Annotated in this window: 23 protein-coding genes and 1 riboswitch; of the genes, 20 read left to right on the top strand and 3 right to left on the bottom strand. The window is 49.5% G+C overall.

Annotated elements, in window-relative coordinates:
• The first annotated feature begins 1 nt into the window (after window position 1).
• The 4 genes from modA (at window position 2) to ABEW73_RS04545 (ending at window position 3,725) form a co-directional block, all read left to right on the top strand.
• Window positions 2-844 (top strand): molybdate ABC transporter substrate-binding protein, encoded by an 843-nt coding sequence (gene modA / locus ABEW73_RS04560; RefSeq protein ID WP_430161772.1) that lies wholly within the window; start codon window positions 2-4, stop codon window positions 842-844.
• Window positions 841-1,524, top strand: coding sequence for a molybdate ABC transporter permease subunit (gene modB, locus ABEW73_RS04555; RefSeq protein ID WP_353049504.1), 684 nt, complete (start codon window positions 841-843; stop codon window positions 1,522-1,524). The genes modA and modB overlap by 4 nt, the downstream gene beginning before the upstream one ends.
• A gap of 94 nt (window positions 1,525-1,618) precedes the next feature.
• On the top strand, window positions 1,619-2,515 hold the full coding sequence (locus ABEW73_RS04550; RefSeq protein WP_215159249.1) for an ROK family protein: 897 nt from the start codon (window positions 1,619-1,621) through the stop codon (window positions 2,513-2,515).
• Window positions 2,516-2,699: 184 nt separating this feature from the next.
• Window positions 2,700-3,725, top strand: a complete 1,026-nt coding sequence (locus ABEW73_RS04545; RefSeq protein ID WP_430161775.1) for an HRDC domain-containing protein — start codon at window positions 2,700-2,702, stop codon at window positions 3,723-3,725.
• A gap of 90 nt (window positions 3,726-3,815) precedes the next feature.
• On the opposite strand, the gene corA is transcribed toward ABEW73_RS04545, so the two are convergent.
• Window positions 3,816-4,751: a magnesium/cobalt transporter CorA gene (gene corA, locus ABEW73_RS04540; protein ID WP_379407526.1), complete on the bottom strand. Its 936-nt coding sequence runs from the start codon at window positions 4,749-4,751 to the stop codon at window positions 3,816-3,818.
• Window positions 4,752-5,189: 438 nt separating this feature from the next.
• Window positions 5,190-5,319: riboswitch (SAM riboswitch) on the top strand.
• 133 nt (window positions 5,320-5,452) lie between these two features.
• Between corA and metA the strand changes: the two genes are divergently transcribed.
• From metA to ABEW73_RS04465, 15 genes are all read left to right on the top strand, one after another.
• Complete coding sequence (gene metA, locus ABEW73_RS04535) at window positions 5,453-6,370, top strand: homoserine O-acetyltransferase MetA (RefSeq protein ID WP_430161777.1); 918 nt, start codon at window positions 5,453-5,455, stop codon at window positions 6,368-6,370.
• A gap of 24 nt (window positions 6,371-6,394) precedes the next feature.
• Window positions 6,395-7,579, top strand: a complete 1,185-nt coding sequence (locus ABEW73_RS04530) for a PLP-dependent transferase (RefSeq protein WP_430161779.1) — start codon at window positions 6,395-6,397, stop codon at window positions 7,577-7,579.
• On the top strand, window positions 7,576-8,796 hold the full coding sequence (locus ABEW73_RS04525; protein WP_430161780.1) for an aminotransferase class I/II-fold pyridoxal phosphate-dependent enzyme: 1,221 nt from the start codon (window positions 7,576-7,578) through the stop codon (window positions 8,794-8,796). Before ABEW73_RS04530 ends, ABEW73_RS04525 begins: the two co-directional genes overlap by 4 nt.
• A gap of 165 nt (window positions 8,797-8,961) precedes the next feature.
• Window positions 8,962-10,095, top strand: a complete 1,134-nt coding sequence (mqnC, locus tag ABEW73_RS04520; protein ID WP_015737124.1) for a cyclic dehypoxanthinyl futalosine synthase — start codon at window positions 8,962-8,964, stop codon at window positions 10,093-10,095.
• Between the two features lie 197 nt (window positions 10,096-10,292).
• Window positions 10,293-11,198 carry a putative sporulation protein YtxC gene (locus ABEW73_RS04515; RefSeq protein WP_430161782.1) on the top strand — a complete coding sequence of 302 codons (906 nt, stop codon included), beginning with the start codon at window positions 10,293-10,295 and terminating at the stop codon, window positions 11,196-11,198.
• Window positions 11,199-11,662: 464 nt separating this feature from the next.
• Window positions 11,663-13,600, top strand: a complete 1,938-nt coding sequence (gene thrS, locus ABEW73_RS04510; RefSeq protein WP_430161784.1) for a threonine--tRNA ligase — start codon at window positions 11,663-11,665, stop codon at window positions 13,598-13,600.
• A gap of 329 nt (window positions 13,601-13,929) precedes the next feature.
• Window positions 13,930-14,451 carry a 3D domain-containing protein gene (locus ABEW73_RS04505; RefSeq protein WP_430162186.1) on the top strand — a complete coding sequence of 174 codons (522 nt, stop codon included), beginning with the start codon at window positions 13,930-13,932 and terminating at the stop codon, window positions 14,449-14,451.
• 131 nt (window positions 14,452-14,582) lie between these two features.
• Entirely contained in the window at window positions 14,583-14,783 is a 201-nt protein-coding gene (locus ABEW73_RS04500) for a hypothetical protein (protein ID WP_071222739.1), read from the top strand.
• Window positions 14,784-14,980: 197 nt separating this feature from the next.
• Window positions 14,981-16,099, top strand: coding sequence for a cell wall-active antibiotics response protein LiaF (gene liaF, locus ABEW73_RS04495; RefSeq protein ID WP_430161786.1), 1,119 nt, complete (start codon window positions 14,981-14,983; stop codon window positions 16,097-16,099).
• 5 nt (window positions 16,100-16,104) lie between these two features.
• Window positions 16,105-17,187, top strand: a complete 1,083-nt coding sequence (locus ABEW73_RS04490; RefSeq protein ID WP_430161788.1) for a histidine kinase — start codon at window positions 16,105-16,107, stop codon at window positions 17,185-17,187.
• Between the two features lie 18 nt (window positions 17,188-17,205).
• The gene (locus tag ABEW73_RS04485; RefSeq protein ID WP_430161790.1) at window positions 17,206-17,859 is read left to right on the top strand and encodes a response regulator; all 654 of its coding nucleotides are present in this window, start codon (window positions 17,206-17,208) and stop codon (window positions 17,857-17,859) included.
• A 160-nt stretch (window positions 17,860-18,019) separates the two neighbouring features.
• Window positions 18,020-19,660: a S1C family serine protease gene (locus tag ABEW73_RS04480; protein WP_430161792.1), complete on the top strand. Its 1,641-nt coding sequence runs from the start codon at window positions 18,020-18,022 to the stop codon at window positions 19,658-19,660.
• A gap of 129 nt (window positions 19,661-19,789) precedes the next feature.
• Window positions 19,790-20,476 carry a response regulator transcription factor gene (locus ABEW73_RS04475; RefSeq protein ID WP_213643504.1) on the top strand — a complete coding sequence of 229 codons (687 nt, stop codon included), beginning with the start codon at window positions 19,790-19,792 and terminating at the stop codon, window positions 20,474-20,476.
• 1 nt (window position 20,477) lies between these two features.
• On the top strand, window positions 20,478-21,932 hold the full coding sequence (locus ABEW73_RS04470; protein WP_430161794.1) for a sensor histidine kinase: 1,455 nt from the start codon (window positions 20,478-20,480) through the stop codon (window positions 21,930-21,932).
• 52 nt (window positions 21,933-21,984) lie between these two features.
• Entirely contained in the window at window positions 21,985-22,935 is a 951-nt protein-coding gene (locus tag ABEW73_RS04465) for a 4-hydroxy-3-methylbut-2-enyl diphosphate reductase (RefSeq protein ID WP_430162188.1), read from the top strand.
• A gap of 40 nt (window positions 22,936-22,975) precedes the next feature.
• On the opposite strand, the gene ABEW73_RS04460 is transcribed toward ABEW73_RS04465, so the two are convergent.
• Entirely contained in the window at window positions 22,976-23,314 is a 339-nt protein-coding gene (locus ABEW73_RS04460) for a helix-turn-helix domain-containing protein (protein WP_430161796.1), read from the bottom strand.
• Window positions 23,315-23,466: 152 nt separating this feature from the next.
• The gene (locus tag ABEW73_RS04455; RefSeq protein ID WP_430161798.1) at window positions 23,467-24,819 is read right to left on the bottom strand and encodes an MATE family efflux transporter; all 1,353 of its coding nucleotides are present in this window, start codon (window positions 24,817-24,819) and stop codon (window positions 23,467-23,469) included.
• Between the two features lie 137 nt (window positions 24,820-24,956).
• On the opposite strand from ABEW73_RS04455, the gene ABEW73_RS04450 reads away from it, so the two are divergent.
• Window positions 24,957-25,637 carry a TetR/AcrR family transcriptional regulator gene (locus tag ABEW73_RS04450; protein ID WP_430161800.1) on the top strand — a complete coding sequence of 227 codons (681 nt, stop codon included), beginning with the start codon at window positions 24,957-24,959 and terminating at the stop codon, window positions 25,635-25,637.
• The last annotated feature ends 596 nt before the right edge of the window (window positions 25,638-26,233 follow it).

Genomic DNA, 26,233 nt, shown 5'->3' with positions numbered 1-26,233 from the left:
CATGTGGAGACAGTTTAATTTCGGTAGAAAATCAATCTTGACCGGATTACTGCTTGGGGCCATGCTGCTTCTTATATCCGCGTGTGCCTCCAACCAGACCCCTTCAACCGATACCTCTAAGCAGCCGGCAGTTGCTGAGAAGAAGGTTGAAGTTATTGTTTCGGCAGCAGCAAGTCTCAAATCCAGCCTGGAAGAGACCGGACGACGTTTTGAAGCAGAGCATCCGAATGTTACGCTGCGTTATAATTTTGGCGGTTCGGGCTCTCTAGGACAACAGCTCGAGCAAGGGGCGCCTGTAGATTTGTTTGTATCCGCGGCAACGGAGCCGATGGATCGACTGGTCGAGAAGGGGATCGTGAAATCCGATGCGGTTCAGTTGATGTTTCGAAATGCGTTGGTGCTGATTGAGCCTGTTGGCAAACAGAACGTGAAGCAGTTATCCGATCTGCTCCAACCTGAAGTACGTGTTCTGGCTATCGGGCAGCCGGATACCGTACCGGCCGGGGAGTATGCGAAGGAGACTCTTCAGAATGAAGGCCTTTGGGAAGATGTCGAATCCAAGGCGGTGTATGCCAAGGACGTGACGCAAGTTCTTGCTTATGTTGAGTCGGGGAATGCGGATGCCGGTTTTGTGTACAAAACCGATCTGAAGAGTTCTGCCAAGGCAACACTTGCGCTTGAGGTTGACCCGGACAAGCACCAGCCGATCGAATATCCTGCAGCGGTTCCGGGCAGTGCCAAGCATCCGCAAGAGGCTGAGGCGTTCCTCGAATTTATGCGGAAGCCCGAGATCAGGGATATCTTCATGGAGGCTGGATTTGAGGTAGCGGAGGCGTCGCTGTGACTGCGACCGAAATGTTCTGGATGCCGGTATGGCTGTCGATAAAAACATCACTGCTGTCCAGCATCATTGCATTTATACTGGGATTAGCGGCAGCGCGCTGGATGTCCAGGCGCTCGTTTGTCGGCAAGACGGCGGTTGAAACCCTGCTGATGCTTCCGCTTGTGCTTCCGCCAACGGTGGTTGGCTTTCTTCTGCTTGTCATGCTTGGCAGAAACAGCTGGATTGGCGCAGCTGCCGAATGGCTGTTTGCCAGGCCCATTATTTTCAGTTGGGGGGCCGCGGTTATAGCGGCTATTGTGGTTTCGTTTCCGCTTGTGTATCAGAGCATGCGGGTGGGCTTTGAGTCCGTGGAACCGGAGCTTGAGGATTCGGCGCGATCGGCCGGGGCCGGCGAATGGCAGGTGCTTCGCTGGATTACGCTGCCGCTTGTCCGCAGAGCGGGGATTTCGGCGTTCATTCTGGCTTTTGCCAGAGGTTTAGGTGAATTTGGGGCAACCTGGATGGTTGCAGGCAATATACCGGGCGTTACGCAAACGCTGCCCACGGCGATTTACGTTGCGGTAAGCAATGGCGAGAGCGGGCTGGCGTGGGCGTGGACGGCTGTCATTATTTTGTTCTCATGGCTGTTGCTGGCCGCGTCAGGAACGGGCAGAAGCAGAGAAAGAGGCGGGCGGACTTGACGGGAGCACAATGTTTACATATGCTTCGAATAGAGCTTGTTAACAACTATATATAGATCAAGGAACAGCACATCGTGGAGAGGATGGAAGAAGCATGAGTTTACTTGGAGCAATTGAAGCAGGAGGAACCAAGTTCGTTTGCGGCGTGGGTATGGAGGATGGAACGGTTGTGGAGCGAGTGAGCTTCCCGACAACAACCCCTGAAGAAACCATGGCAAACGTCTTTAACTTTTTTGCTGATAAGGATATAGAGGCGATCGGAGTCGGTTCTTTCGGACCGATTGATCCGGTGAAGGGCAGCCCGACTTATGGCTGCATTACTACGACACCGAAGCCGCATTGGAGCAATTACAATATTGTCAAAGCATTGGAAGAGCGTTTTAATGTTCCGATTGGTTTTGATACCGATGTAAACGGAGCCGCTCTTGGAGAATATACATGGGGCGCTGCCCAAGGACTGGATAGCTGTCTGTATATCACCATCGGAACGGGAGTAGGAGCAGGCGCCGTGGTGGCTGGTGAATTGATTCATGGCTTGTCTCATCCGGAGATGGGGCATATTTATGTGCGCCGCCATCCGGAAGATCGGTATGAAGGGACATGTCCTTATCATGCAGACTGTCTGGAGGGGCTTGCTGCCGGACCGTCTCTTGGCAAACGTTGGGGAGTTCCCGGTGTGGAATTGACGCCGGATCATCCGGCTTGGGAGATGGAAGCTTATTATCTGGCTCAAGCGCTGATGAATTATGTCCTCATTCTGTCCCCACAGCGTATCGTGATGGGTGGAGGCGTTATGAAGCAGGAGCAGCTGTTCCCGCTGATCCGCACGAAGCTTCAGGAGCTGCTGGCCGGATATGTTCAGCATCCAAGCCTTCATGACGGGATTGATCAATTTATCGTTCCGCCGATGCTCGGCGATAATGCGGGTCTCTGCGGCGCATTGGCGTTGGCCAAGCTTGCAGTAGATGAGGCCAAGAGCGTTCAAGCTTAACCCTTTTTCTTATATAGAGTGAATCAAAATTGGGTTGATTTTATTACAGATTATGGTATTATAATTTCAACAGTATAACGTATGGAACGGGAAGCACCTTTCTTAGTCGCTGCGGCGGAGGAGAGGTGCTTTTTTGCGTTGTTTAATCGTTGTGCTGAATGCATAAGCGGGAGGTATTCGAGGGATGCAAATTGTGTTCATGAATCAGATGAGCGGAGCAGATGAGTCAGGTCATATCCGTTCTGCTCAAGTATGGATCGGTGAGGAAGAGGGGGGATGGCGGCTTGGATGGCGGAACATGGAACCAGACGGTGAAGTATCCGATGATGAGTGGTATGAGGGAAATTCATGGAATGAGTTATTATGTGTGTACCGACATCAATTAGCGAAGAAGCTGGGAGAGGGCTTCCGGCCGCTAGTTGAGGGGGTATTCCATGAACCGGGAGAGACTGGAGGTAAGAATCTTGGTGTGCAGAAGCTGCAATGCTACAGTGAGCTTTATGGCTCGGAGGAGCTGTACACGGAGTTGTGTGCCTGGCGCAGGAGAAAGGCGGCCTCCGGAAGAAAAGCACCCTATTTCATTGCCAGCAATCGGGTGCTGCGTATGATTAGCACCTTCATCCCCCAGAATGAGGAAGAGCTGCTGCAGCTTCCGGGAATTGGGGTCAGCAAGGCTTCGGAGCATGGGGCGGAGTGGCTGGAGATCACGACGAAAATCGAGCGAACCACAACCTTTCCACTGGATTGGGTTTACAAGCAGCTGCAGGAAGAGGTCTTCTTGTCCTGGCTGTATAAACAGAAGGAGCAGCGATACAAGCAAGAGCTCGACCGCTTCCGAATCCGCCGTACGATGCTAATTGGGATAGCTGAGGGAGCTTCGCTGGCCCAGCTAGAAGAGCGGACCTCGTTATCTCGTCGGGATTTGGTTGAGGAATTGGAGGGGCTCGAGAAGGAAGGTTATGATACGGAGCAACTGCTTGAGGTTGAATTGAATACGATGACGGCTTCAGAGCAGGCAACGGTATGGAAGGCGTTTGAAGAGCTGGGCGATACATTTCTTAAACCCGTATTGCAACGGGTATATGGAGAAGGACAAGCCCGGAATGGAGAGGTAGAAGAGATTGGCGGAACGGAGAAGCTGTATGAGCGGCTGCGCCTGATACGGATTCGCTTCCGGCGGGAGGAATCTAGCAAAGCAAACGCAAGCTAATCCACATAAATGAAAATCAGGACGGATTTCCTCGTGGCAAGGAGATCCGTCCTGATTCTGTCTGTGGTTCTGTAGATGAGGCAGCATATTTCATATCCAGTCTTTTTTACGGAACAGGTAAAACATAAGAGCACCGGCAAAAACCATGATGCCTAGAACCACATAATAAGAATATTTCCAGTCGAGTTCAGGCATATTTGTAAAGTTCATGCCGTAGATGCCGGTAATGAGCGTTAGCGGAATGAAGATGGTTGTAATAGCTGTAAACACACGCATAATTTCGTTGGCCCGATTGGCGATACTGGATTGATAAGCTTCGCGAAGGTTACCCATGAGATCCCGATAAGTCTCGAAGGTCTCGGAAATTTTCACGGCATTTTCATAGATGTCGCTGAAATATTTTTGCAGCTGGTCATCGATCAGCCGTAGGTCTTTTTTGTTCAGCGTATTGATGACTTCCTTCTGCGGTCCAAGCACTTTCTTAAGCCATAGGATTTCACTGCGCAGACCGATAATCTCGCTTAAGTGGGATTTTTTGGTATGCATGAGGATGTCTTCCTCCAGCTTTTCAATCCGCGCTTCAATTCGGTCCCCAACGGAGAAATAGTTGTCCGTGACGAGGTCGATCAAGAGATAGAGGAAGCGGTCAGGCGTGCTGACTTCATCCTCCCAGAGAAGCGGTTTAACGCTGCGAAGCTCGTGGATCTTTTGCTTGGTCATCGTAATAATAAAATGCCTGCCCAAGAAAACGTTCAATGCCCGAAGGAAAATTTCTTCGTCGTCAAACCGGATGCTGTTCACGACGATAAAATAGTGGTTCTCATATATTTCAATTTTGGGACGCTGCTCTTCTTCGCTGAGGCAATCCTCAACCGCAAGATCATGCAGGGAGAAGAGAGGTTGCAGTTCGGCTAAATCATCCTCGTCCGCATCCAGCCAGTAGAAGCCGCTGGCCGGAGGGGTCAGCGTCATTTCGATGTCATCAACAGGGGTAAATACGCCCGAATCGACCAACCGGATTTTCATCTGATATCACTCCTTTGTCAAATACAAGCTGCTTGGTTAAGCAGTAAAGGCACAGGATATCAGCCCACCGGTGTAGGGGCATGTCAAGGAAGGTTAGAATACGATAAAAGCGCATGAAAAATAACGCCGCCCTCTGCCGGTAGACTGATCTTAATCCTATGCGGTTGTGCGTCTTGTGCATCCAGTTTCTGGCTCGGGTCACCGTCCATCTTCCATGTCACCTCTTTCATACTCGGTTTTAAACAGCACTTGTCTAGTATAACGCCGGGTGTAGGACCTTTCAAGTTGAAATCCGGCGCAGCCAAGGACCATGGTACAGGGTATGGAAACCTTCGGTGAAGTGTGACAAACTTTATGAAAAGGTTCTTGACGAAAAATTGGGAATGATTTAAAGTAAATATCAATTACGAACAATTTAAGACAACTGAATAAAGCGAAATCTTATCAAGAGCAGGTGGAGGGACTAGCCCTATGAAACCCGGCAACCGGCGGCAACATCGCACGGTGCTAATTCTTGCAGGAGATACGACGCTTCTTAGAAGCCGTTGTATAGTCTGACAGATGAGAGAGGCGCATTGTGATACGTATATGATGACCTTTCTCTACTTTGAGAAAGGTTTTCTTGCGTTTATACAGTCTAACGCTCTTTCTCACAGCTTTTTATGGATGTATCATTTCATATTTCGAAGGAGTGAACCACGATGCCGATTAAAATTCCGGACGCCTTGCCGGCAAAGGAAGTTCTGGCTGGAGAAAACATTTTTGTCATGGATGAGAGTCATGCATTTCATCAGGATATCCGCCCATTGCGGATTGCTATTCTGAACTTGATGCCAACCAAGGAAACGACGGAGACCCAATTATTGCGATTGATCGGTAACTCCCCGCTCCAGGTGGATGTTGTCCTTCTTCATCCGAGTTCCCACGTTTCGAAGAATACGTCGGCTGAGCATCTGAAATCATTTTACAAAACCTTTGAAGAAGTGAAGAACCGTCGTTTTGACGGCATGATCATTACAGGAGCTCCAGTCGAGCAGTTGGAATTTGAAGAAGTGAATTACTGGAATGAGCTTACTGAAATTTTTGAATGGACCAAGACGCATGTGACCTCCACGCTCCATATTTGCTGGGCATCGCAAGCCGGGCTTTATTATCATTACGGCGTGCCGAAATACAGCCTCGAGGAAAAATGCTTTGGCGTATTTCCACATACGATCAATGAAGCGTGTACCAAGCTGCTCCGCGGCTTTGACGAAATGTTCTTTGTTCCGCACTCTCGTCATACGGAAGTTCGGCGCGAAGACATTACAGGCATTGACGATCTGGTCATCCTGTCCGAGTCCGAGGAAGCAGGAATTTATTTAGTTTCAAGCCGGGATGGCAAGCAGATATTTGCCACAGGACATTCCGAGTATGATGCGGACTCTCTGAAATGGGAGTATGACCGGGACGTTGCCAAAGGAATGGATATCGCGCTGCCGCGCAACTATTACCCGAATGATGATCCAACAAGGACGCCTCCGTCCATATGGCGAGCGCATGCAAACTTATTATTTACTAATTGGCTCAATTACTATGTATATCAGGAAACGCCATACGATATTGGTCCGCAAATATAGAAGTATACGGGAGGAGAGTTTGTGATGGAGAAGAAACCTTTAAATATAGAGAGCCGGCTGGCACAGATCGGGTCGGTGCAAGAACCGGTAACCGGAGCCGTGAATTTTCCGATTTATCAGGCTACGGCATACCGCCATCCCAAATTAGGCCAGAGCACAGGGTTTGATTACACCCGTACGAAAAATCCGACCCGTTCGGTACTGGAGGACGCCTGCGCCGAGCTGGAATCCGGTGATGCCGGCTTTGCCTGCAGCTCGGGCATGGCTGCCCTTCAGACGATTTTTGCTTTGTTCGGTCAAGGGGATCATCTGATTGTATCGCTGGATTTGTATGGAGGGACCTATAGGCTTCTGGAGCGGATTATGTCCAAGTTTGGCGTAACGGCTACGTATGTGGATACGAATGACCTGGATGCGCTGGAAGGGGCAAGAAGGCCCAACACGAAGGCTGTATTTATCGAAACGCCGACCAATCCGCTTATGATGATTACGGATATCGAAGCCGTCTGTACGTGGGCAAGGCGCCATCAACTGATCAGCATCGTGGATAATACGCTTTTGACTCCGTATTTCCAAAGACCTATCGAGCTTGGGGCGGATATTGTCATACATAGCGCCACCAAGTATTTGGGAGGACATAACGATGTGCTGGCGGGTATCATCGTAACGAAGGGCAAGGAACTATCGGAAGAGATGGCTTTCCTTCATAATTCCATCGGCGCGGTGTTAAGCCCGACCGATTCCTATCAGCTGATGAGAGGAATGAAGACGCTTGCCCTGCGCATGGATCGGCACGAAGCGAATGCAACCGCAGTGGCAACATTTTTGACAACTCACCCAGCGATTGGCGAGGTGTATTATCCTGCCCTGCCGGATCATCCGGGACATGACATCCAGAATCGTCAATCCAGCGGCAACACCGGCATCTTCTCCTTCAAGGTGAAGGACGCCCGCTATGTGGAGCCCGTGCTGCGGCACATTAAACTGATTGCGTTCGCAGAAAGCCTGGGGGGCGTCGAGTCTCTGATGACCTACCCTGCCGTCCAGACCCATGCGGACATCCCGTTTGAGATTCGGGAAGCGATTGGTGTGGATGACCGCTTGCTCCGGTTCTCGGTCGGCATCGAGCACGCGGATGATTTGATCGCGGATTTGGATGCGGCGCTTAACGCGGCCATGGCAGAAGTGGAAGGGAGAACTGGAGAATGAGCATCGATAAAGGACCATCAGGCTTGGAAACACAAGCCAAGCCGTTGTCAGCCAAACGGGATCGGGAGGAAGAACTACGTTTCGAGACGAAACTGCTGCATTTCGGCGGAGAAATCGACCGGGCAACCGGTGCCTCCAGCGTTCCGATCTATCAAGCCTCGACATTTCATCATGAGGACATCTTCAACCCGCCGCTGCACGATTACAGTCGTTCCGGCAATCCGACGCGGCAGGCGCTGGAAGATTATATCGCCCTCTTGGAGGGAGGCGTACGCGGTTTCGCTTATGCTTCCGGCATGGCAGCGATTTCCAGCACATTCATGCTGCTCTCCGCGGGCGATCATATGATCGTGACGGAGGATGTGTACGGCGGAACCTACCGCCTGCTAACCAGCATTTTAAGTCGTATGGGCATCGAGAGCACCTTCGTAGATATGACCGATCTGGATCAGGTGAAGGCTGCCCTCAAACCGAATACGAAAGCTGTCTATATGGAGACCCCTTCGAACCCGACTCTGAAAATTACCGACATTGGTGCCGTGACGGATTGGGCGAAGGAGCATGGACTGCTTACCCTGCTGGATAATACGTTCATGACGCCGTTTTACCAGCGTCCGATTGAATTCGGTGTGGATATCGTCATTCACAGCGCGACCAAATTCCTTGGCGGACACAGCGATGTGCTGGCAGGTCTCGCGGTAGCCAGAACCCAGGAGCTTGGAGACCAATTGAAACAGCTGCAAAATGGTTTGGGCACGGTGCTTGGAGTCCAGGATTCCTGGCTCCTTATGCGCGGCATGAAGACGCTCAGCACGCGTATGGCCCACTCCGAGCAAAGTGCAGCCAAGCTGGCGGCCTGGCTGCAAGGGAGAAGCGATATTGAGCAAGTGTACTACCCTGGTCTCTTGAATCATCCGGGACGTGAGGTCCATGAGAAGCAATCGAGCGGTTATGGCGCGGTCATTTCCTTTGACGTCGGCACAGGCGAGCGTGCCAAGCAGGTGCTGAACCATGTGAAGCTGCCGCTGGTAGCGGTCAGCTTGGGAGCTGTGGAGAGCATCTTGTCTTACCCGACGATGATGTCCCACGCAGCTATGGGCGAGAAGGTTCGGCATGAACGCGGAATTACGGATGGTTTGCTCCGTTTCTCGGTCGGACTCGAGGATGTGGACGATCTGATTGCTGATCTGGATCGGGCTTTTGCTGCCAGTTACTAAAGATTTGCATGAAGTTAGGAACGTCATTTGAAGATTTGCCAAATCATAGAATTCGGCATCCTGTCACGGACAGGATGTCGTTTTTAATGCCGGATTGTGGTAGGATGAGATAGAAAAAGTTTTATTGGTGTTTGTTATTTTGCTCTAAGTAGGGAGGCTGCAAGAATGAGTGCGGTAAACCGTATATTGGATAAAGCTTTACGCGGGGAACGTTTAAACCTTGAAGATACCGTGACGCTTTTTGAAAGTGATGAGATTGAGAAAATTGGTCATGCGGCGGATGTGATGACAAAGCGTCTGCATCCGGATCCTATCACGACATTTGTTATCGGCCGGAATATCAATTACACGAACATATGTGATGTATTCTGCCGTTTCTGTGCTTTTTATCGCAGACCGGGCTCTTCCGAGGGCTACGTTCTGCCCGATGAGACGATCTTCCAGAAGATTCAGGAAACCGAGGATGTGAACGGTACTGAAATTCTGATGCAGGGCGGAGTCAATCCAGATTTGCCTTTCAATTATTATACGGATCTGCTTCGCAACATTAAGAAGCGGTTTCCTAACATTACGATGCATTCCTTCTCCCCGGCGGAAATCATGAAGATGGTGGAGATCTCCGGGCTTACGCTCGAAGAGGTGATGCGCGAGCTTCACAGCGCGGGTCTGGACTCATTGCCTGGCGGCGGCGCAGAGATTTTGGATGATCGCATCCGCAAAAAAGTCAGCCGTCTGAAAGGCACATGGCGCCAGTGGATGGATGTCATGCAAACGGCCCATAAAGTCGGCATGAACACGACGGCGACCATGGTGATCGGCCTGGGCGAAACGATGGAGGAGCGTGCGCTACATATGCTTCGCGTGCGTGATGCGCAGGATGAATGCATTCAGAACGGTTATGATTCCAAAGGCTTCCTGGCCTTCATTCCATTTACGTTCCAGCCGGACAACACGAACCTTAAGCGTGAGCGTGAAACACCGGAGGCATACTTGAAGACGGTAGCCATCGGTCGCTTGGCAATCGATAACGTTCCGAATCTGCAGTCGTCCTGGGTAACGATGGGACCTGAGATCGGCAAGCTGTCACTCAGCTATGGCTGTAATGACTTTGGCAGCACGATGATGGAGGAGAACGTGGTTTCTTCCGCAGGAGCCGTGTATAAGGTCAATATTGAATCGATTATTCAATTGATCCGTGAGACCGGCAACATTCCGGCTCAACGCAACACCCGGTATGATATTCTGCGCGTGTTCGAAGATAACAGCACCGTTGAGCGTGACTTCGTCATGCAGAACTAATTCTATACTTCATGAAGATCCGCAAGGCGGGCCGAGCAACTCGGTCCGCTTTTTTATGATCAGAAAGTATAATCTTCGAGCAGCGCGCCCATTTATTAGATATTCTTTCGGACTTGCTTGTTTTTCCAAGCAGGAGTTCCGTATATCCCCGAGCGGGTCCCCATATACTGAAAAGGGAACTCGAAAGGAGTGATTCCATGGAACTGTTCAGCATTTCTGTCGGTACAAGGACGGAAGACGAGAAAAAGGCGTTTCACCGTATATTGTCAGACAAGCAGAAAGAGCTACATAAACAATGCAAGCAGCTGAAATTCACATTCAGCGCTTCGGATGACCGCGTGATTTGGACGTGCTCCGGCAAGCTTCCGCTGTCCTCATGGACCGCATCGGCCGACACGCTGCGCCGGCTCACTTCCGAAGCAGTCACTGCTTATATTATGGAAGAGAAGGAGCAGGAGATTGCTGCACGGTTAATGTTCTCGGAATTCGAGTTTGATGATGAGGAAGAAGCAGGGCGGATTCTGCAGTGGTTTTTGATGCTCCTGCAAAAAGAGGAAGGCCCGTCCGGGGAATTCTGGCAGAGCCGCAGACGCAAGCTGTCTGAAGGCATATATCAGTGCCTGAACGAGGCACCTGAGCTTAACCTGGATGGATTTATGACCTTCCGGCTTCAGCCCTACGAACAGGAGCTCCGCGAGATGGCGGAGTATGCAGTGGATGAATTTATGCTCGATCAGCAGTACGAGGAGTTCGTCAGCTTGCTGAAATATTTTGTTTATTTTCAGGAGCCCAAAATGCCGCTGGTTCACGTCATTCATAAGGGGGAGGAAGATTTTCTGCTGCTGGATGGCAATCTTCGCCCGATTGAACGTCCTCGAGATGAAGGGCTCGTTATGGAAAGGCTGGACCAGGATATGGAGATTGAAGATATGGTGGTCAGTACGCTGATTTCGGTATCCCCGGCCCGTATGATTATTCATACGAGACAGCCTGAGCTTCCGGTCATCGTGACATTGGCCCATATCTTTGATAACCGCGCCGAAGTATGCTGCAGCTGTCCTGAATGCAGTGCGCTTCTTGGAAGCGGACGAATGATGACTTGACGCACCGAAGCGGTGAGGATTATAATTACTGATAAATTCACGTAAAAAGCTCTGACAAAGACATGAATCAATCCGGATTTGACCGCTCAGAGAGAGGAAACCTCGGCTGCAATTTCCTCCGGTTCGCCATTGATTTACCCCTTTGTAGCTGTGTCGTCGAACCCGCACATGATGATCAATGCGGATGAGTAGGCTTCACCGGTTCATGACCGTTACTCAATGCTGATGAAGGATCTTAATCCATTATGTACCCGGTACATCATTGATGGAGAGATCGAATTAGGGTGGAACCACGGGTATAACACTCGTCCCTTCGCGGGACGGGTGTTTTTTGCATGTTCCGGTATCTTTCGTTGAAGTCCAGGCGTGCACCGAGCGGCCCATGCCTGGCGTTCGCGGGGAGACTAACGCGTCCTTCATATATGGAAGAAACGTGAAATTCTTTTTCTTGGGAGGAATACAAGGTGGCTATTAGCATTAAATTGCCTGACGGCTCCGTACGGGAGTATGAGGCAGGCAGCAGTATTGAGGATGTGGCTGCGTCAATCAGCAGCGGACTTAGAAAGAATGCGGTCGCGGGAAAAATGGACGGGATCGTTGTGGATCTCTCGACACCGCTTCAGGACGGAGCTTTGATCGAGATCGTAACCCAGGATACGCCTGAAGGGCTTGAAGTGATGCGCCACAGTACAGCGCATTTGCTGGCTCAGGCAACCAAGCGTTTGTATGGAGCGAAAGAAGTAAAGCTGGGCGTGGGTCCGGTCATTGAAGACGGTTTCTACTATGATATGGATCTGGAAGAGCCTTTGAATCCGGAGGACCTGCAGAAGATCGAGAAGGAAATGGAACGGATTATCGGCGAGAATCTTCCGATTGTCCGCAAGGAAGTGAGCCGTGCGGAAGCGCTGCGCATCTTTGGCGAGCTTGGGGATCCGTACAAGCTGGAACTGATCAACGCCCTGCCTGAGGATAGCGTTATTACGATCTATGAGCAAGGCGAATTCTTTGATCTCTGTCGTGGACCGCACGTCCCTTCAACCGGCAAGATCAAAGTATTCAAGCTCATGAATGTGGCAGGCGCATACTGGCGCGGCGACAGCAAGAACAAAATGCTTCAGCGCGTTTACGGTACGGCGTTCGTGAAAAAAGCGCAGCTCGATGAGCATCTTCATCTGCTTGAGGAAGCCAAGAAGCGCGATCATCGTAAGCTGGGCAAGGAATTGCAAATGTTTACGTTCTCTCAGCTCGTTGGACAAGGCCTGCCGATCTGGCTGCCAAACGGTGCGAAATTGCGCCGTACCCTGGAGCGTTATATCGTGGACATGGAGGAACGCCTCGGTTACCAGCATGTGTACACGCCTGTGCTCGGAAACGTGGAGCTGTACAAAACGTCCGGTCACTGGGAGCACTATCAGGAAGATATGTTCCCGAAAATGGAGATGGACAACGAGGAGCTTGTTCTTCGTCCGATGAACTGCCCTCACCATATGATGGTATATAAGAGCGATATGCACAGCTACCGGGATCTGCCGATCCGTATTGCGGAGCTTGGCATGCAGCACCGCTATGAAATGTCCGGTGCACTGACCGGCTTGCATCGCGTGCGCGCGATGACGTTGAACGACTCGCATATTTTCTGCCGTCCGGATCAGATTAAGGAAGAGTTTGCGCGGGTCATTCAGCTGATCATGACCGTCTACAAGGACTTTGGCATCCATGACTATCGCTTCCGCCTTTCTTACCGGGATCCGCAGGATACCGAGAAGTACTTCCAGAACGATGAAATGTGGGAAATGTCCCAGCGTATGCTGCGCCAAGTCGTTGAGAGCCTGGACATGCCGTTCTATGAGGCCGAAGGCGAAGCGGCCTTCTACGGTCCGAAGCTCGACGTTCAGATCCGTACGGCGCTTGGCAAGGAAGAGACGCTGTCAACCGTTCAGCTCGACTTCCTGCTGCCTGAGCGCTTTGAACTGGAATACGTCGGCGACGATGGCCAGAAGCATCGTCCGGTCGTTATCCACCGTGGTATCCTGGGCACGATGGAGCGCTTCACCGCGTTCTTGCTTGAGAATTTTGCAGGTGCGCTGCCGCTGTGGCTGTCACCGGTACAGGTTAAAGTCATTCCGGTTTCCAATGCCTTTGAAGACTATGCCAAGGAAGTGGCCGAGAAGCTTCAATTCGCCGGTATCTCCGTCGAGTCGGATCTTCGCAACGAGAAGATGGGCTACAAGATTCGGGAAGCCCAGCTCGAGAAGATTCCTTACATGTTCATCGTTGGCGAGAACGAGAAAAACGCGGGCGCGGTTTCCGTTCGCAAACGCGGCGAAGGGGACATCGGTGCCCAGCCGCTGGACGAGATCATCGTCAAGCTTCGTGAAGAAATTAACACCCACGTCGTTTAAGTTAAGCTATAAGCTTAAGTAACGAAGCGACATGCAAACCTCTGCCATCACGTATATTCTATTTGGGAAATGGGAACCCTCGCTAGTAAGGGGGAGGTATTCACATGATCCAATGGAAAAAGTGGCAGAGGTTTTTTGCTGGTTTTATTTTATCAGCCGTCTTGTTTAGTGCAGGTTCTTCAATGGTAGAAGCGCACAATCTGATTCTAAGCGAATCCTATGATTCAACAGACTTCAGAAATGTGTATGATCCAGCCGGGGAAATTCAAGGCTCCGATTACGTGGAAATGTCTCGCTTCTATGCGCTTCGTGTAGCAGGTTTTAGCGATATGAATAGATACTTGGAAGTACCGGATACTGGACCTAAGGCCAGCGTGCCTGGGAAGAAACGCGAATCCATGCCTGTGCTTGCGCCGAGGGAGGACCAGGTGCTGCATACGGTGAAGGTAACCGCTACAGGGTATACGGCAGGTTATGAATCGACCGGGAAGAAGCCGGGACATCCTCAATATGGAATCACCTATTCCGGGGTGAAGGTTAAGCGGGATCGAAATATGGTATCTACGATTGCCGCGGATCCGAATGTATTCCCGCTTGGCAGTATTCTCTATATACCGGGCTATGGTTATGGAATCGTAGCGGATATCGGCTCCGCGATCAAAGGGCAAAAAATTGATCTTTACTTCTCCACAACCAAACAAGTGTTTAAGGAGTGGGGAAAGAAGGACGTCGAGGTACAGGTTATTAAAACCGGAAGCGGCAAATGCACGGAGGAAATGCTTAAAACACTGGATAACGCGATCGAAACCTATCGTTTCCTGCCTTCATCTGTTTTGAAGGAAGCCATTTAGGATGATTTTGGCGCGTAGATTGGCAGTAAACATTTAAGAATAATGCCTCCATGTTCATCACATACTACTTTTCGGGGGCCAAACCCCTGAAGAGGATGATGGTATTGCATATGAACAGGGAGGTGAATACTGTGGCTAAAAAGAACAAGGTACAAGAAAACTTTAAAACACCGAATGAAAAGTTTAACGCTGAGTTTGCTGAAGATACCAGCATAGCCAGCAACCCAAAAGGGAATTCCAAAGTTCAGGAGAACTACAAAAAACCGAACGAAAAGTTTGATGCTGAGTTTGGCGAACTGAACACACCAGGGGACCATTCTGCAAACCGTTAAGGTTTAGATGCCAGCGTCCGTTCGTGAAAAATAAGACCTCCGCTTTAGCGGAGGTCTTTTATTATGGTTAAATACCCATTTTTATCCACTCACTCGGTCTCTAGACCGAGATCAACTTCATTCCACCGCCGCTAACCTGTTCATCGCAATATGTTGTACACTGTAGTTAAGAAAAAATAGAACTGGAAGGCAAGGGGATGACCATGAGTAGAAAAGGATGGAGCCAGCTTAGCAACGGTTTGCTGCTCATCGGTATTGGTGTGGTGTTTCTTCTAAATCAGCTCGATATGATACATGTGGATCTTGGTTATATATTCTCGACCTTTTGGCCGGTGTTTATCATCTGGTTCGGCCTGCAAAGCTTAATTTATGCCCGTGGAGGAGCACTATGGGGCTCCGTTGTTCCAATCATTATCGGTTCGTATTTCCTTGGAAGAAATTTGGACTTGGTTGACTTCTCATTCGGCGATCTGATCAAGTACGCGATTCCGATTATGCTGATTGGGTTTGGGTTGCAGGTTATTTTTAAACCGAAGTCCCATACGCCGCCGCCATCACCGCCAAGTCCGGATGACTTCAGCTCGCATCGGCGCGACGATTACAACATTCCCGATCCGCCTGAAGCGCGTCCGCTTGATTCTTCCTTGGATGAAGAATTCGAACGGAGATTTGGCAAGCAAGACAAGGCTGACAAGACTGAGAGTATTCTGCCTGATCCAGAATCCGAATCACCGGATTTCCATGAGCAGGGTAAGGGTTACCGCTGGCAGGGACAGGGACAGCATCAAAAACGTCAGCGCCAGGACCGTCAGGATCGCAGCCGGTTCAGAGTTCATGTTGATTTTGACGATAACGGCAAAAGCTACAGCGACGGATCGGATTATAAGGATGAACAGCACCACCAACACCACCATCATCAATCTTGGCACAGCCATGATGCGGTGAACAAGTCCTCTTTTATCGGGGACGTGCATATGGGGAAAGATTATTTTCAGCTGAAGCCGACAAATATCTCGCAGTTCATCGGTGATACGGTGCTGGATCTGACTAAAGCCCAAATCCCTTACGGTGAAACGAAAATCAACATCTCGGCGTTTATCGGAGATGTCAAAGTATTCGTTCCGAATGATTCGGATGTCGGCATTCATGTCACGACCAACTCCTTCATCGGCGATATGAAGGTGCTGGAGGAAAGCCGCAGCGGCTTTATGAGCAATGCCGGTCTGGAAAGCCCGCATTATAGGGAAGCAGGTAAGAAAATTCGAATCACCGTCAGCGTATTTATCGGTGATGTCAAAGTGAATAGGGTAGGATAACCGTTATGATGGGAATATTGAAAAATACCAAATGGGTGATACTGTTTTACTTTCTGTTGATTGGAGCCGGGGTTGCTGTTTTCCTGTATACAGCAAACCAATCCGGCTACATACATATTGAAGATAACCGGCTGTGGGTGTATTACACGGTCGGTGTACTTCTGTTTACGGGGATTGCGGGATACATTGCGGGACAGCGCATCCAGCGACCGCTGGACCTGCTTCATCTGAACATGCTGCAGGTTGCCAAAGGAAATCTGAACGTGCGACTGCCAGCCATGGAAGACGGCTCTTTTGCCAGAGTATACGATGAGTTTAACGGAATGACAGAAGCGCTGGAGAAGAAGATGAAGCTGCTGCAGCGCCTGGGTGAGCAGGATGTCATTGAGAAAGAGATTGCTGCGGAAGCCGCGGTGCTTGAGGAACGACGCCGGATGGCCAGAGACCTGCATGATACGGTCAGTCAGCAGCTGTTCGCGATCCATATGTCGGCTTCATCGCTTCCGGCGGTTCTGAAGAGAAACCCGGAGCAGGGCGATAAAGTGCTTGGCCAGTTGATTGAGATGTCTCACGTTGCGCAGAAGCAGATGCGTGCGCTAATTGCACAGCTTCGGCCTGTTGAACTGGAAGGAAGAACCCTAGAGGAGGCACTCGAACGGTGGTTCCCAGATTATTGTCGCCAAAATGGCCTGAAGGGCATGAAGGATGTGGAACTTTACGGCGGAGTGTCGGATGCGATTGAGCATCAGCTGTTCCTGATTATACAGGAAGCAGTGGCTAATATTGTGAAACATGCCGGTGCAAGCCTTGTCAGCATGTCGCTTCGTGAGGATGAGAAACGCGTTATTTTAAGCATTAGCGACGATGGGATTGGGTTTGACGAGGTGGCAGGCAAGCAGGGTTCATACGGGCTGTCCACGATGCGTGAGCGAGCTGAAAAGCTTGGCGGGCAGGTCGATATTATAAGTAAAAAGGGTGCAGGAACAACGGTTCGCGTGAATATTCCGCTGTTTGAGGCCGAGGGCAATCAGGGACCGACTGCGGAAAAGAGCAAGGATCAGGAAGTGCTGGCTGAGCCAGTGGAATAGAGAGGGGACAACATCATTATGGGAACGATTCGGATATTGCTGGCGGATGATCATGATATGGTTCGAATGGGATTAAAAACGTATTTGTCACTGGACCCGGGATTTGAAGTGATCGGAGAGGCCGCAAACGGCCAAGAGGTTGTCGATATGTTAAGAAATGGGGATGAGGCAGACCGGCCTGATCTCATTCTTATGGATCTGATGATGCCGGTGATGAACGGGGCAGAGACCACACGTGCGGTCATGTCCGAGTTCCCGGACCAGAAGATCGTGATTCTGACCAGCTTTCTCGAAGACGAGCTTGTGGTTGAGTGCATTGAAGCGGGGGCTGTTAGTTATGTACTGAAGACCGTTTCGGCCGACGAGCTCATCTACGCTCTTCAGGGAGCGTTTAGGGGTATGCCGGTCATGACCAAAGACGTGTCGGAAGCACTCACCCGCGGGATCCGCCGACATATGGTGAACGGTGATGAATCCGGGCTTACCGAGCGCGAGAAGGAAGTTTTGCTGCTCATTGCCGAAGGCAAGAGCAACAAAGATATCGGCGAGGAGCTGCATATCAGCATAAAAACGGTCAAAACCCATGTCAGCAATCTGCTGATGAAGTGTGAGCTGGAAGACCGCACACAGTTGGCGATCTACGCCCACCGTAAGGGATGGGTCAAAATGTAGCGACTCCACTCGGATCAGATTCCCTTGATGCGGCCGTAGCTTTCTTTTTATCTGCCTTTTAATTGTTTTTAAGGTACTATTAAGGTTTATAGTACACAATAAGAACAGTTAATCAATTAAACCACTTGGAAGCAAGTGATTTTAAATAGGAGGTAGACCTATGGACGACCAAAGAAAGCGCTACGGGTATCCGGATGATGAGGGAATGAACAACGAGTCGAATAACAATGAAGCACCGAGACGTGAGGAAGCATCCACGAAGAATTCGTCTTATTACTATTCTTACGGACCGTTTCAGTCCATACCCAGCGAACGTGATGATCAGCAGCCAGAGCGGCCATACCAGAGCCGGGAATCGAAGGAAGTGGAAGTTACCGCTCCGCAACCTGTCAAACCGATTCCATCCTCCGGTTTCTCGCAGTCCCATTCCTCCGGAAGCCAGGGGGGCGGCGGGTCTATGGATCCGATGCAAAGAAATAAAGAATGGAACTATAGCCAGAAGCCTAAAAATTCCGTGAAGACGGTGCTGTTGTCCTTCATGGCAGGTGTCCTTGTCATTTCGAGCCTGATGTTTGCCGCTGACCGCACGAATCTGTTTACACCTGATGCGGCGTATTCTTCAGAGCCAGCCCAAGAAACTTCAGCCAAAGTCGATGATAACGGCGGAGCTACTACGGCATCGGCCATGATTCCTTCGGGTCAAGGCGATGTATCGGCGGTTGTGGATCAGGCAAGTCCTGCCGTTGTACTGATCGAGACGCTTGTGAAGAGCAGCAATCGCCAAGGCACGAATCCGAATATGAATGATCCGTTCTGGTACTTCTTCGGCGGCGGCCAATCGAGCCAGGAAGGAAATGGCGGAAACAGTGGAAACGGTGGAAGCAGCAACAACGGAGGTCAGGAATCCCAGCTTCAGCCTTCCGGCATCGGCTCGGGTTTCATCTTTGAGAAGTCGGGATACATTTTGACGAATGAGCATGTGATCCATGGCTCAGATGTGATCCAAGTAACGGTACAGGGTACCAAAAAGCCTTATGAAGCGAAGCTGCTCGGTTCCAGCTATGAGCTCGACTTGGCCGTGCTAAAAATCGAAGGGGCCGATTTCCCGACGGTGCAGCTAGGCGACTCCAATTCGCTGAAGGTCGGTGAATGGCTTGTTGCCATCGGTAACCCGCATGGTTTTGAGCATACGGTAACCGCAGGCGTACTTAGCTCGAAGGAACGCGAGATCGATATTCAAGGCACTAATGGCGAGGATGATCGTAATTACGAGCATCTTCTGCAAACCGATGCTTCGATTAATCCGGGTAACTCCGGCGGACCGCTTCTCAATCTGAAGGGCGAGGTTATCGGGATGAACGTAGCCGTCAGCGCGGAAGCGCAAGGGATCGGATTTGCAATTCCGTCCAGTACGATCAAGGAAGTTGTGGAATACCTGAAGAATAATGAGGAAGTTCCGAAAGAGCCGATTCCGTTTATCGGGGCAAGCCTGGGAACGGTCACTCCGCAAATTGCCCAGTCTTTGGGTACCGATGTGAAGGAAGGTTCTTTTGTTGACAGCGTTGTATTCCGTTCGCCGGCTTATGAAGCAGACCTGCGTCAATATGACATCATTGTAGGTGTGGACGGAACAAAATATCCGACCTCGAAGGATCTGACTGAATTCATACAATCGAAGAAGGTTGGAGATAAAATCACACTGAATGTGGTTCGTAACGGTAAGAATATGGATTTGCCGCTGACGATTGGGGACCGTAATAAGTTTGATCTATCCCAACAGCAGCAACAACAGCAACCGTAACCCTGGATAAGTGTGACAACAAGCGGAAGGGACCGTTCCCTTCCGCTTGTCTTGTCCTTGAGGCGACCGATATAATGGGATTGTAACGTCGAACTAAATTAAACGCTAGAAGATAGAGGAGATGCCGCTATGCGATCCCGGATATTAATTGTAGATGATGATGAGAAAATTATTTCCATGCTGCGCAGGGGACTTGCGTTTGAGGGCTATGACGTCCTAACCGCATCCAACGGAGCGGAAGGCTTGAAGGTGATATTGAGTGAGGACCCGGATGTTGTCGTTCTGGATGTGATGATGCCTCAAGTCGATGGATTTGAAGCGTTGCGCAGACTCCGGGAAGGCGGAAGCACGACACCGGTGCTGATGCTGACCGCGAAGGATGAAGTGGAGAATCGGGTGAAGGGACTGGATACCGGAGCGGATGATTATCTGGTCAAACCTTTCGCGCTGGAGGAACTGCTTGCCCGCGTACGGGCTTTGCTGCGCCGTAAAACCGGAGACGATAGCTCTAACCACCGACTGACCTACGAGGATCTTGTGATGGATACCGATGCAAGGGAAGTTATTCGCAGCGGGCAGAGACTAGAGCTCACCGCCAAGGAATTTGAGCTGCTGCATCTGTTTATGCAAAATCCGAAGCGGGTGCTGTCCCGTGATTTAATAATGGATAAAATATGGGGCTATGATTACAGCGGGGAGTCCAACGTGCTGGAGGTTTATATCGCCATGCTCCGGCAAAAGACCGAGGAACATGGAGGTAAACGGCTGATCCAGACGATCCGCGGAGCCGGCTATATTTTAAGAGGAGATAACTAGCATGTCCATTCGGTTGAGACTGACAGCATGGTATACCGGCATTTTATTTGTGACACTGCTGATTTTCAGCTCGGCGGTGTATGGTTTTGTCCATTTGTATACGTATGAGGAGTTAAAGCAGCGGATTGCACAGCAAGCCGATAAAATAGGTTTTACGCAAGGTGCGGTGGAAGTTCTGCCTAATAGATCCTCAGCAATCAGCTTAGAGGAGGCAGATCTGTATGTGCAGACCTATACATTTTACAATGGTAAACTATGGCAGTCCCAGAATATGGCGTTTAGCGGTATCCAATTTGACGTTCCTTCTGTAGAGAAAGCTTTAAATTCAACTAAACATGCGTTTAAGCGTGTTACTGTGAACAATAATTCGTTCTTGGTATTTGAAAACCAGGTTGTAGAGACAAATTCAGGCAAATTGTTCGGCTGGATACAAGTCGGAGCAAACACGCGAACCATCGATCAAACCCTGGACCGACTCCAATCCATCCTCATCATGGGATCGGCAGCAACACTTGTCATTGCTTCAACATTAGGGTTGTTCCTCGCCCGGAAATCCATGAAACCGATCGGCAAGGTCACGGAGGCTGCGGAGCAAATCCAGAAAGGGACTGACCTCAGCGTACGAATCGAATACGATGGTCCGGAGGACGAGATTGGTCAGTTAATCGGCACGTTTAACGGAATGCTTGAGAGGACGGAGGGCTTTTACAAAGAGCTTGAAGATGCCTATGCGGCGCAGCGCCGGTTTGTATCGGATGCTTCCCATGAACTTCGAACGCCGCTGACCACCATCCGGGGGAATGTGGATCTCCTCCAGAAGATGTGGACGGAAGCCCCTGGCGAGAGAGCGAATATGGACGAGGAAACGATTAAGCAAATCTCGGTCGAAGCGGTGGGAGATATATCCGATGAAGCGAAGCGGATGAGCCGGCTGGTGAACGATATGCTGTCTCTGGCACGGGCCGATACTGGCCAGACCTTTGAACTGGATCCGGTCCCTCTGCAGCCTTTGGTTGAAGAGGTCGCACGGCGCGCTCATTTCCTCGAGAAAACCGCTGAGTGGCATGTCGGAGAACTGTCTGTCCTGAACGGTGTTTATGTAGAAGGAAATAAGGACTACTTACAGCAGATGCTGTTCATCTTTATCGAGAATGCGTTCAAGTATACGCCGGAGGGTGAAGTCAGTCTGGATGTCGTCCTGTACAAGGGTCAGGTCGGTCTGCGCATTTCGGATACGGGGATCGGTATGGATAAGGATGAGGTTCCGTTTATATTCGAGCGTTTCTATCGTGCGGACCAGTCCAGAGGCGTGACGAGCGGGACCGGTCTTGGACTGTCTATCGCCAAATGGATTATTGATGAGCACAAGGGCTCTGTCGAGGTTGTTACCCGAAGAGGGGAAGGCAGCACTTTTATCGTCTGGCTGCCCGTCGTCTTTGCGCCTCCTCTGGAATAGGTTATAATAGACTGGATACTTTACGTATTACAACGGAAAGCAGGTGAAGATCATCGAAGTCTTGAAAATATCACCGAGAGGTTACTGTTACGGTGTCGTTGACGCTATGGTCTTGGCACGTCAGGCGGCCCAGAATCTGGATCTTCCTCGGCCTATTTATATATTGGGCATGATCGTGCATAACAGTCATGTCACGCAATCCTTTGAGGATGAAGGTATCATTACCCTGGACGGTCCGAATCGGATGGAAATCCTGAGTCAGGTGGAGAGCGGCACCGTTATTTTTACCGCACACGGAGTCTCTCCCGAAGTACGCAAGCTTGCGAGAGATAAAGGGTTAACCACGCTCGACGCAACTTGTCCTGATGTTACGAAAACCCATGATTTGATCCGAGAAAAGGTAGCGGACGGGTATGAGATCATTTATATCGGGAAGAAGGGACATCCCGAGCCGGAAGGCGCGATCGGGATCGCTCCGGATCACGTGCATCTGATCGAGAAGGAAGAAGAGATTGAACAGCTTCAGGTAAATTCGTCCCGAGTCATCATTACGAACCAGACAACGATGAGTCAATGGGATATCAAGCATATCATGAAGAGTCTGCTCGATAAATTCCCGGGAGCGGAGATTCATAATGAAATTTGCCTTGCAACGCAAGTTCGGCAGGAAGCGGTAGCCGAGCAAGCGGGTCAGGCGGATTTGGTCATCGTGGTTGGAGATCCGCGCAGTAATAACTCGAACCGTCTTGCACAGGTATCCGAAGAGATAGCAGGCGTTCCGGCTCACCGCATTGGCGATGTGACGGAGCTTAAACGCGAATGGCTTGAAGGCGTAGGCAAAGTAGCAGTGACATCAGGGGCTTCAACACCGACTCCAATTACCAAGGAAGTCATCGCCTATTTGGAACAGTATGAACATGATCAGCCGGAAACTTGGGAGATCAAACGTACGGTGAATATGAATAAACTGCTTCCGCCGGTTCGGGTAAAGAGCAAGTCATAAGAATGGATGCTTTTTCTTAATGGGGCTGTCCCAAAAGATCTTAGATCTTGTGGGAGGGCCTCTTTCTTGCTGTTAGAAGATGCTCCATGTAGGAATCGTTCCTACCATCGCTGTTGCTTGTCCGGAATCGATTCGTCCTCTCCGCTACGCCGTGCAGATTGCTTAATATTTTAGACGTAAAGAAACCGTTCTTCGGTAAAATGGAGGTGCGACCCAAACCATTTACGAAAAGGAACGGTTTCTTTTGTACATTCAATATACCATGGACCAATAAAGTAATATTAACTTCTCTCCGTTCGATCCTTCCCAAATACGACTGATCAATTTGCAGATATTCTCCTAGCTCTTCCTGGGTCAGCTTTCTCGCTTTTCGATACATTCTGATCTTCTTTCCAGATCAAAATGCTTCATTTAGAGAGGTAGCTTCAGTGGAAGAGTTCAAAAACAATGCGATGAGCTAGAAGATAGAAGTACTGCTAAGCCTTACATATCGATCCGGGGTACCACTGCCTTTTTGGGTGTCATTGTATTCTACTGTACTAAAGTATTCAGCTCCGGCTGCAATTTATTCCGCAGAACGTACAACATGATGGCTCCAACAAGGAACGCGACGACATCCGCAATGACGAGCGACCAGACCACCCCGTGGAAGCCGTTCATTCGATTGGCGATAAATAGCACAGGAATTAGAGTAATTCCTTGAATAACTGACATAATAAACGCGGCGCTTCCTTGCGCTGTTGCTTGAAAGATCCCCGTAAACAACGTGGTCATTCCTGAAATGAACAGGGATAAGAATGTCACATGTAGAATGTAGCTTCCCATTTGAATTAATTGCGGGTCCTTTGTAAATAAACCAATTAAATGGTCGGAAATCAGATAGACGATGACGCCAAACACGACTGCTAACGCCACAATCGCTTTTATCGTAAATCCAATCGTTTGTTTCATGCGTAATTTATTCGCTGTAAAAGAGAAGGCAATCAATGGCACGACTCCCTCACATAAGCCCATCAGAATAAACTCAGGAAATTGCAATAAACGTGATGAAATTCCGTACCCCGCTATAGCCTGCTCCCCATATTCGACAAGAAAATGGTTCACGATGAGGGACATTGCACCCAAGAAGATACTCATAATAAAGACGGGAACTCCAATTTTAAATACATTGCTCAGAATGTCCATGGTAACCTTGAACCATTTTACGGAGATAGTTAGGAATTGGCTCTTATATCCCATATGGTAGGCATAAAATGCACTTGCAACAAGGTTAGAGATGACCGTGGCAGACGCAACGCCGATCACGCCCAAATGGAAGACGAAGATGGCTAGTGCATCAAGAATAATATTTACGACAACACTGAGAATCATGCCAATCATCGACGTGATTGCTGCGCCTTCTGAGCGCACGATGTTCTCCAGCGTGAAAAATAATACGACAAAAGGGGCACCAATAAGCATAATCGTGACATAGTCCTTCGTGAATCCGAAAGAGTCTGGCGTTGCCCCTAGGCCATGCACGATTGGATCGATCAACGGAAGGCCGATCGCCATCACGATTAAACCGAGAACTAAACTGCTGTAAAAGGCGAATGAAGATACATGCTTTACATCGTCCTTTTTTTTCTCTCCTAGCAGCCGGGAGATGAATGTACCGCTACCCATGCCAATCAAGTTGCCTAACGCCATAATGACAGCGAATAACGGCAAGGTTAGTGCGAGTGCGGTTAACATGGAAGTATTGCCCAGTGTACCAAGGAAATAGGCATTCAAGATGGAATAGATGACACTCATTGACGTGCCTAGCATCATCGGTACTGCGAAGTGAGCTACGGCTTTTGCGACAGGTGCCTTTTCAAAGAAATGGAGGTTTTCTGCATCCATATGGGTCACTACTTTCTTCATTTTTTTGGGTTTTCAATCTAACAGTGTTAGGTTGAACCTTACAGTGTTAGATGATATCATGTAACAATAAACTTGTAAAGATAAACTTACACTGTTAGATAAAAGGGTGGATACCGATGAAAAAACAGCAACCTCAGATTTCGGAGGATAAGATTTTGAAAACTTCGTGGGAGCTTTTGGGGGAAGAGGGCATCGAGAAATTCAGCATGAGACGATTGGCTGACCGGCTGGGGATTCAGGCTCCTTCTCTGTACTGGTATTTTAAGAGCAAGCAGAATCTCTATCAGCGTCTGGCTAATCAGATATCGAAAATTATCCTGGAGGAGTTCCACACCGAGGGGGACTGGAAGGAGCAGATGGCGGGTCTTGCGATAACGGTACAGAGTGTGCTTCGTCGGTACCCCTGCTCGACGCAGCTCATGATGATGACGCTGCCCCACGAGCCTGACATGATTCGGTTAACCAACCGTATGCTGCTCTGCATGGAGCCAACACCACTTGAGCAAGAGCAGAAATTACAAGCCGTTATTACGCTTCTGAACTATGTTTTCTACTTCGTTTTGGACGAGTATCAGCACCAGCGCAATATCTCCGCGATGCTTAAGGACCAGGTAGCGATTCCGGGCGGGGAGATGATCCGTCTTCTGGACTCCATGAGCGAGACGGAAGCGGGAGTGTTCCGGAGGATGTACAAGAATGGGCTTTTTGAGCTGATGGGGACAGATGCAGCGTTTGAGTTCGGATGGAAGCTGATTCTGTTAGGAATTGAACAGGTGATAAAGGAGCAGGAGAAGTAGAATGTAAAACAACGCTCATCGGATGCGGTTTCACTATAAGAAAATATGCTTAACTGGATGAGATCACAGAACAGGGGGATAAGCGTTTATTTTCATGATCACCTATGATATATTAGGAGTTCCAGTCCATTGACATTACAGAAAATGGTTTATAGCATACCAGCAGAGGACAGCGTTTAGCTAAATATTGATAGTGTTACCAGAAATGATATCCGTTCATGAATCATTGCCTAAACATAACAAGAGATCCATTTTAATAGTTCAAATTAAGAATGGTTTAGCCAAATAGTGCTAATTGATAAACTCTCTCCCCTTGTGGTGAATGGTGGAACAAAAGTTCATGTGAAATGAACTTGACACTATAGACCTAAGGGGATTTTCTATGTCCCGTACTAAGAACGGAAGGCTGAATATTGGACAACCTCGCCGGATACAGGATCATTTTTTGGACTAGCAGTAACCCCGTAAATATCCCGAATCTGTAAGCGTTTTAATTTTCGATTGAATAATATCATTTTTCGTTGAATAGGCAAATGTTTATATTGGATAGTTTATTCTACAATGTTAGACATCAGGTAAACTTCATGGCATAGAAC

Source organism: Paenibacillus lautus, assembly GCF_050482385.1.
In the GTDB taxonomy this organism is placed as follows: domain Bacteria; phylum Bacillota; class Bacilli; order Paenibacillales; family Paenibacillaceae; genus Paenibacillus_AQ; species Paenibacillus_AQ lautus_B.
Note: the sequence above shows the minus strand (reverse complement) of the source record. Positions and strands in the feature narration are given on the sequence as shown.